Raw genomic sequence first — 7,666 nt, 5'->3', positions numbered from 1 at the left:
CGCATGATGATGATGGCGGGAATCGGCTGCACCACGCCGGCCGCCAGCCCTTCGGCCACGCGCGCGCCCAGCACCAGGCCGAAATGGTTGGCCAGGCCGCCGACAATGCCGCCGGCCATCAGCAGCAGCATGCTGCCCACATAGGTGCGGCGGTAGCCGTAGCGCGCCAGCAGCCAGGGCGTGGTCAGCATGGAGACCGTCATGGCCACCATGAAGCCCGAGGTGACCCACTGCGCGCGCTCCTGCCCCAGCGTGAAGTGCTGGCTCATGTCGGGAATCGCCACGTTGACAATGGTCGAGGACATGATGGAAGCCATCGTGCCGATCATCACCGAGAGCAACAGCAACCAGCGGTAACGCGCGCCGTAACGCGCCTGCATTTCCTCCAGGGTGGACGGGCTGCTCAAGAATGGCCTTGCAGGCAGCGGTTGGCCGGCATCAGCTGCGCGGCTCGGACCACAGCTTGCCGCCGGTGGCCCAGTTCTCGCGCTTGATGTCGGTGATGATCACATCGACGGAATCGGCAACGCCGCCCAGGATTTCAACGCTGACCCGGGTGATCTCCGCGACCAGTTTTTTCTTCTGTTCGACGGTGCGGCCTTCCATCATTTCGACGTGGTAAGTAGGCATGGTTTTCCTTTGAATTGATTTGAAGCGGAACCCCATGATAAAACCCCGGGCCGGCGCTGCCTTGTGTCGGCAAAGACTGACAGCGGGACAAGGCAAGCAGGCGCTACGGTCGGCATAACAAACGTGGGAAACTCGGTTCGACCCCCAACCGCACTCCAACCGCCCTGCTCGCATTACCTGTAGAGTGCTCTGAGAAATTCCTTGTCGAACGATAGCTTTTCCCCCGTCCCTGCCCACTTGCCGCACCTGGCTGGCCGTGCCTACCGCTGCCAGTGCGGGTGCCCGATCTTTTTCAGGAACAGCACCTGCCTGGCTTGCGGCACGCCGCTGGGCTACGATCCCGCGCTGGCCCGCTTGCTGCCGCTGATGCCGGGCGAGCAGCCCGACACCTGGGTGGCCTGGCACGCCGACGGCGAGGCGGACGACAGCAAGGAAAACAAGGCGACCGATGCACCGCCTGCGGTTTATCTTCGCTGTGCCAACCTGCAGACCCCGGCGGCCTGCAACTGGCTGGTGCCGGTCAGCGAGGACGCGCCACAGGTGCTGCTTTGCCAGGCCTGCCGCCTGAACCGCACAATTCCCGACCTGAACGACGAGGCTCACCTTGACAACGCCGAGCTGTGGGGAAAGATCGAACTGGCCAAACGGCGCCTGGTGTCGGCCCTGCTGGTGCTTGGCCTGCCCGTCGCCTCGCGGGTGAGCGAGGACACCGAGCGCGGCCTGATGTTCGACTTCCTGCGTTCACCCGACTTCGGGCCGCATATTCTGACGGGGCACGATACCGGCCTGATCACCCTCAACCTCAACGAAGCCGATGACGCCACGCGCGAGGCCATGCGCAAGGCCATGCATGAGCCCTACCGCACGCTGCTCGGCCACTTTCGCCATGAGGTTGGCCATTACTACTGGGACAGGCTGGTGTCCGGCACCTCCTGGATGGAGGGTTTCCGGGAGCTGTTTGGCGACGAGAACCAGGATTACGCGGCCAGCCTGCAAAATAATTACGACCAGGGGCCGCGGCCCGACTGGGCGCTGCATTACGTCAGTGCCTACGCTAGCGTGCACCCGTGGGAAGACTGGGCCGAGTGCTGGGCCCATTACCTGCACATTCGCGATACCGTCGATACCGCCCTGAGTTTCGGCCTGTCGCCGGACAGCGCACAACTGGAGTTCACGCCCTTCGCGCTGGACGCGCTGTACCAGCCCGAGCATCCGGAAGCGCAGGTTTTCCTCGACTTCCTGAATCAGTGGACGCAGCTCACCACCTTGCTCAACGAAATGTCTCGCGCCATGGGCCAGCCCGATTTTTATCCCTTCGTGTTGCCGCGTGAAGTGGTGGCCAAGCTGCATTTCATTCACCTCGTGGTGACGTCCGGCAGCTGGCGACAGGAGCAGACCCAGAACCAGGATCAGAGTCAGGATTGATCAGGAAAAACTGACTTTGGCCCCGTGGTTCTTATGCTTTCAGCTATTATTTTAATAGCAATAAGGGTGCCAAAAAGCGTCGGCCTGCTTATTCGAGCGCCTGGATGGACAGACCATGCTTTTCGGAAAAGTCTTTGAGGATGGCTGCAATCTGTGCGTCGTCCAACGTGGTCACCATTTCCAGAATCTTGTGATGGCTGCCCTTCTGGCTGTCGTTCGCCGTCACGACAGCCGTGCTGTCCTGGCCGGCAAACAGGGCCTGTAGCGCCGGGCCCACCGAGCGTATCACCTCGTCGCGTTGCGCATAAGGAATGGCCGCGTCGGCGGGGTACTGCAGCTCGAAAGAAAAATTGGTTTTCAGGTTCATCCTGTTCTTTCAAGGGGTGTTTGTTTCACGGAGTGGTTTCACCCAGTGTGCTGGCTGGCAGGGCAGCCCAGCGTCGGACGAGGTCGCGCCGCGCCGTCGGCTCTGGCCGGTTAGCCCTCGCCGGTCAGGTCTTTCATTTCCCAGGCCACACGCGCCAGTTCGGGTTTGAGCTGCACCCGCGCCGCTTCATCCAGGCCGGACAGGCTTTGGGCCAGGTTCACGCGGCGTGGCGACAGGGCCGGGCCCCGGGACGCGAACACGACGGCATTGCTTTTCTCCGCAGCCATGACTTCGACCGCGTTGCCGCTGAAGCTGCGGCTGATACGGCCCACCAGCAGCGGGTAGTCCGGATGGTCGCTGTGCAGGTTGACCACCAGCACGCCCTTGTCGCCGAGTGCGGCAAAACAGTCGTCGTAAAACCGCTGGGAGCACAGGACGGCAGGCTGGCCTTCATGGTCAAAGCCGTCGACCAGCAGCACGTCGAAGCGCGGTGTTTCAGCTTGCAGGTAAAGGGCCCCGTCGGCGGCGATCACCGTGAAACGCTCGTCATTGTCGGGCACCTGAAACTCGCGCCGCAGGGCAATGACATGGGGATTGATCTCCAGCACCGTCATGCGGGACGCGCGCAGTTGCCGGTGGCAGAACTTCGCCAGCGAACCCCCGCCCAGCCCGATCATGCCGATGTGCGCGGGCGCCGGCTGGAACAGCAGAAAGCCCATCATGGTCCGGGTGTAGTCCACATCCAGCCGCGAAGGCTGGTGCACGAGCATGCGGCTTTGCAGCTCGCCCAGTGTGAAATGCAGCGATTTTGAGGCGCCGTCTTCGCGCACAAAAGGCTTCACGTACTGCAGCGACTGAAAATCTCCGATGGCCGCTGCGCTCACAGCGACCTCGCTGCCATGCGCAGGTCCATCAAGACGGCCGGCAGGGCCATGGCCACCAGCAGCAGGGCAATCGGCAGGGTGGCGCTGAAGCCCATGGCCTTGAAAGCAACAGCTCCGATGATGCCGCCGGAAAAAAACAGCCCGAGCAGGGTAGCGTGGATGAACAGCTTGTCGGTGTTGGCCTGGACAAACTGGATGCTGTTGGCCTTTTTTGACTGGTTCCAGTAGATAAGCCGTCCCAGCTCTATGCCCAGGTCAGTGACCACACCTGTCATGTGGGTGGTGCGGATTTCGGCATTCGAGATCTTGGTGATGATGGCGTTCTGCAGGCCCATGATGAAACACAGCAGCAGCACGGCCGTCGGCACCAGCAGGGCGGCGAATGATTTCAGGTTGGCACCCACCAGGCCGAACACCAGCAGCAAAGCCGCTTCCAGCAGCAGCGCCAGCGCGTACTTGCTGCGCAGTTCCTGGCGGCGCGCCCAGCTGATGAGCAGCGTGGTGGTGATGGCGCCGGCAATAAAGGCCGACAGGCTCACCAAGCCGGCCAGTGCCAGGCTGATGCTGCCCACCACGAGGTCATCGGCAATGGCCGAGATGATGCCCGTCATGTGCGAGGTGTAGCGCTGCACCGCAAGAAAACCGCCAGCGTTGATGGCCCCGGCCACAAAAGCCAGGATGCCGCCGAATTGCCGGTTGCTGCGGCGTGTGCGGTTCCGGGCGGTAAGTTGAAGCAGGAATTTGAAAAACATGAAAGCTCTGCCATGCAAGAAGCATGACAGTGGGCATTATGGGCCGCGTGCCGGCAAGAGTCGCGGGGATTCAAGGCCCTGGACGGAAATTTTAGACAAAATCAGCCTGCAGCCCTTATGGTGTATGTACAAATAGCTATGAAATTTATAGCTATACCTTGTCGTGCTTGTCGTTCCGGACTTGATGCGGGATCCATGTTTGCTGACTACGTGCGTTGTTCTGGCTGTGGTGGTTTGCCTGCAAGCCGGGGGTTGCCCGGCGGCAACTCACTTTTCTTTTGCGTCGCCAAAAAGAAAGTAAGCAAAGAAAAGGCGACCCGATGGTCTGGGTCCCCTGCGCTGCGCTTCGGGGCAACCTGCGGTACTCGACAAAAGCGGGGTCTCGCTCGAACTCGGCTTCGCCTCAGACAATCGCGAGCCCTTGTCCGCTTTTTGCCTGCGCTCCTCGGCCCAGCCCGACGGGTGGGGGGAGAAAGCGGAAACGGACGCGGATACGGGGAGACCTGACGCGCGCAGCGCGTCAGGTCGGGCATGCGGCAGTGATGTTTGCACGCGGTCGCAGCAACGCGGCCAAATGAGGCTCCCTTCCATCGCCCAAGCGGGGCGATGGAAGGGCGGGAGTCAGGCAGCGCATCCCCGAGGGTTGGGAGTGGGGAGTCCGTCCTACTGTCCAGAAAGGACTGCCGGCGCAGTGTGATGTCGTATAGCTGGGAAAACGCTGCAGGCGACCTACGCGGCGCTTCCCTCGGCAACTACAGGCGCACTTTCCCTGACCAGGTTGTCCAGCGCATGTGCCACCACCCCATGGGTTTCGACCGGACGCAGCAGGCGGTCCTTAATCAGGCGTATGCAACTGCGTTTGGTCATGGAGTGCGGCTGGCCGCCGTGGCTGACGAACATGAACAGGGTGCCGCGGTTGCTGGCCCAGATCAGCTGCGCGCGCAGCCAGCTGCGTTTGGAGTAGAGGTCCACCCAGCTGCCTTCGCGCAGGCCCATCAACAGCTCTTCAGCCTTGTGTTTTTCGTCGTCGCCGCTGGACGCCGGTGGCGCCTCGCCATCGACCGGTGCCGCGGAAGAGTCTTCGTCGTCGGGGGTGGCGCTCAGTTCCGCTGGCCCGGAGGGCAGGGTGTCTTCAAAGCCGGCATTGTCGAGTTCCTGCGGGCCCAGCCAGGGCTGGCCCGCAGCCTTGGCTTTGCGCTGCTCGGGTGTAGCCGGAAGGATGTCGCTGAAGTCGGGCGATTCGGTTTCGGCCGGTGCGACTTCCAACTGTGCGTAGTCCGATTCAGCGGCATCACGCTGGCTCCGCACGCGGCGCAGCCTGAGCACCGGGCGGTGCAGTTTTTCCACCGCGCTAAAGAAAGCCTCGGTCTCTCGCGGGTCCAGCCCCAGCGATGCCAGCCCGGTATGCAGCTTGCCGAGCAGGCCGGGAATCATGGTGATGAGTTTGCCCGGGCGCTTGAGCGTGGCCTCGCGCTTGACGCTCCACAGCAGGTCGGTGACCAGCGAGCCATAACCCTGGGGGTCGATCTGCCGCGCGGTGTCGGTCAGCCGCGCATGCGCCATCACCAGCGCCCAGGGGCCGAACAGGAAGTCCAGCACCACCCCGGGCACGCCCTCCAGGTCGGCGCGCAGGCTCATGTCGAAGGCAATCTGGTCGGCCTGCGCCTGCCGTTCTTCGGCGAACTGCATGGCCTGGCGGATGTGGCTGCGTTGCGACTGCTCGTGCTGGTCCTGCTCATCCCACAGGTTCTGGAGCTCGGTCAGCGCGGCGCCAAAAGGCTGGGCGTCTTCAATTTCCTGCGCATTGAGGGCATTGAAGGCCTCGGTGACCGAATGGAAAAAGATGTCGAACTGCGGGCTGTGTTCGTCGTTGTATTTGAAGCTGCGCTGCGCCACGCGCTCCATCAGGCGGCGCCCGGGGTGGCTTTCCTCACTGAAGAAACGCGGGTCCACCATGGCCAGGCGCAGCAGCGAAGGCTCCAGCGCCACGATGGCCTCGCGCACCGGCATCAGCAGGCGCGGGTCCTGTGCCACCTGGTTCACCAGCTTCTTCACTACTTCCATGCCCAGCACCTGGCCGACACGGGTGGCGTCTTTTTTCAGCTGTGTGCGCACTAGCGCGCGCTCCCGCGCACGGCCGTAAACGCCCCAGACCTGCGAGCTGAGCTGGCTCAGCACATCCACAATGCGCGACGGGCCGCCTGGCCCTTCTTCCCAGGCCTTCGGCTCATCCCAGGCGTCGGTAGCCGGCAAGGTCGGGCGCCGGGGGTCGCTGCGGGTACCGTGGTAGCCGTGGTCGGGGTCGTCAGTGTCGTCGTCGCCAGGGTGCGGCTGGGGCTGCAGGGCCGCATGCGCCGAGTCCGAGGACGCCTTCAGCGCAATCAGCTCTTCCTCGATTGTGGCGTAGTAGGACGGTGCCAGGCCGTGGTTGGCATTGCTGCCGCCACGAAACAGGAAGTCCTGAAACAGCGCGTCCTTGACCTCGTAGTTGGACAGGTCGGCGTATTGCGACGGGGTTCTGGCGAGGGGCTCGTCCGAGACGTAACCAACGGGGCCACCGTCCGCCATGTCCTCGTCACCTTCGCCGTCAGGTTGCCCGCTGCCCGTTCCCGGCGCGGCCCTGCCAGCCGTCCGGCCCGTTTTTTTGTTGGTGCTGGCCGGTGTTTGCAGCACGCGGTAACTGGCGGCCTGTACCTGGGCCAGTTCCAGCATGTTGATCAGCCGTTCATAGACCCGCTTGAGTTCGCGCCCCAGCGGTTCGGCCAGATGTTTGATCCACAGGGCCTGGATGGCTGGCGCCACCGGCGCACTGGCGAGTAGCGCGCGCAATGTCTGCGTGTACACCTCGGGCCGCACCGGGTTGAATTCGGGGCTGACATTGACCAGGCCCTGCGCCGAACTCATCAGGCCATCGAGCTCGGCCAGCACCTGCTCGACCACGGGCAACACCTGCTGCAGCAGCCGCGAAGACTCGATGCCCTCCTCGACCTCGGTGTCGTCAACCAGCGAAAACATGTCGGCCCCGGCGAGGGCGGGCGCGCGGGCAGCTGGCGCCGCACCCTGCGCGACCACGAGAGCCGGCCGGTTGAAGGCGGCCAGCAGGTCCACCGGGTATTGGGTGCACCAGCCAGTGCGCAAGCGCAGGAGTTCGCGCCAAGCCTGAGCCAGCTCGTCCCGCTCGACGACCTTCATGCTTTGGGTTTCAGCCACCTGAAGCGCCGCCACCGCATGGTCCATGCAGCGTTCGAGCGCAGGTTTGGCGGCCGTCGCGGCTTCCTGCAGACAGCGGTTAAAAACGTCGGCTTGCAATGCCATAGGGAGAGGCGAGGTCTGTAATTAAGTGGTGGTGAAAAACACGTCAAGCGAAATTTTTGGGAAAAAATTCCAACTCGCACGACCATGAAGTGTGGGCTGAACTGGCGACCTGCTGCAAGAAAGGGTGAAGTATCTTGTAACGATTTCTAACTAACCTGGGGTCAAAGAGACGCTAATTACATCCAGTCGAGCATAGTCAGGCCCCGTGATCGGCTACTGGGGTGGCGCGATGGGCAGTTGGCAGAGGTGCCCGGATCCGGCACTCACCCAGACCCAGTGCGCACTGATTGCTA

The 7,666-nt window shown here is 62.9% G+C and carries 7 protein-coding genes; 1 reads left to right on the top strand and 6 read right to left on the bottom strand.

Annotated features, from left to right (window positions below; translation table 11 throughout):
- Positions 1-380 (bottom strand): MFS transporter (locus ABI660_RS16005; protein ID WP_348069848.1); only part of this gene is annotated, 380 nt, incomplete at its 3' end.
- Positions 381-438: 58 nt separating this feature from the next.
- Positions 439-630, bottom strand: coding sequence for a 4-oxalocrotonate tautomerase (locus ABI660_RS16000; RefSeq protein WP_348069846.1), 192 nt, complete (start codon positions 628-630; stop codon positions 439-441).
- A gap of 201 nt (positions 631-831) precedes the next feature.
- On the opposite strand from ABI660_RS16000, the gene ABI660_RS15995 reads away from it, so the two are divergent.
- Complete coding sequence (locus tag ABI660_RS15995; protein ID WP_348069844.1) at positions 832-2,055, top strand: putative zinc-binding metallopeptidase; 1,224 nt, start codon at positions 832-834, stop codon at positions 2,053-2,055.
- An 88-nt stretch (positions 2,056-2,143) separates the two neighbouring features.
- Here the strand turns inward: ABI660_RS15995 and ABI660_RS15990 are convergent, their stop codons facing one another.
- The 4 genes from ABI660_RS15990 to ABI660_RS15975 form a co-directional block, all read right to left on the bottom strand.
- A complete protein-coding gene (locus ABI660_RS15990) occupies positions 2,144-2,422 on the bottom strand; it encodes a hypothetical protein (protein ID WP_348069841.1) in 279 nt (92 codons plus the stop codon).
- 110 nt (positions 2,423-2,532) lie between these two features.
- Positions 2,533-3,306, bottom strand: a complete 774-nt coding sequence (locus ABI660_RS15985) for a fused MFS/spermidine synthase (RefSeq protein WP_348069839.1) — start codon at positions 3,304-3,306, stop codon at positions 2,533-2,535.
- Positions 3,303-4,058: a YoaK family protein gene (locus tag ABI660_RS15980; protein WP_348069836.1), complete on the bottom strand. Its 756-nt coding sequence runs from the start codon at positions 4,056-4,058 to the stop codon at positions 3,303-3,305. Before ABI660_RS15980 ends, ABI660_RS15985 begins: the two co-directional genes overlap by 4 nt.
- Before the next feature lie 729 nt (positions 4,059-4,787).
- Entirely contained in the window at positions 4,788-7,373 is a 2,586-nt protein-coding gene (locus ABI660_RS15975) for a DUF1631 family protein (protein ID WP_348069834.1), read from the bottom strand.
- Positions 7,374-7,666 lie beyond the last annotated feature (293 nt).

Source organism: Polaromonas sp., from assembly GCF_039930745.1.
Classification (GTDB): Bacteria; Pseudomonadota; Gammaproteobacteria; order Burkholderiales; family Burkholderiaceae_C; genus Polaromonas.
This window is presented reverse-complemented; position numbering and strand designations above follow the sequence as displayed.

Coding starts and splice junctions, on each gene's coding strand:
- ABI660_RS16000 (WP_348069846.1), bottom strand. CDS start 630: ATGCCTACTTACCACGTCGAAATGATGGAAGGCCGCACCGTCGAACAG.
- ABI660_RS15990 (WP_348069841.1), bottom strand. CDS start 2,422: ATGAACCTGAAAACCAATTTTTCTTTCGAGCTGCAGTACCCCGCCGAC.
- ABI660_RS15980 (WP_348069836.1), bottom strand. CDS start 4,058: ATGTTTTTCAAATTCCTGCTTCAACTTACCGCCCGGAACCGCACACGC.
- ABI660_RS15975 (WP_348069834.1), bottom strand. CDS start 7,373: ATGGCATTGCAAGCCGACGTTTTTAACCGCTGTCTGCAGGAAGCCGCG.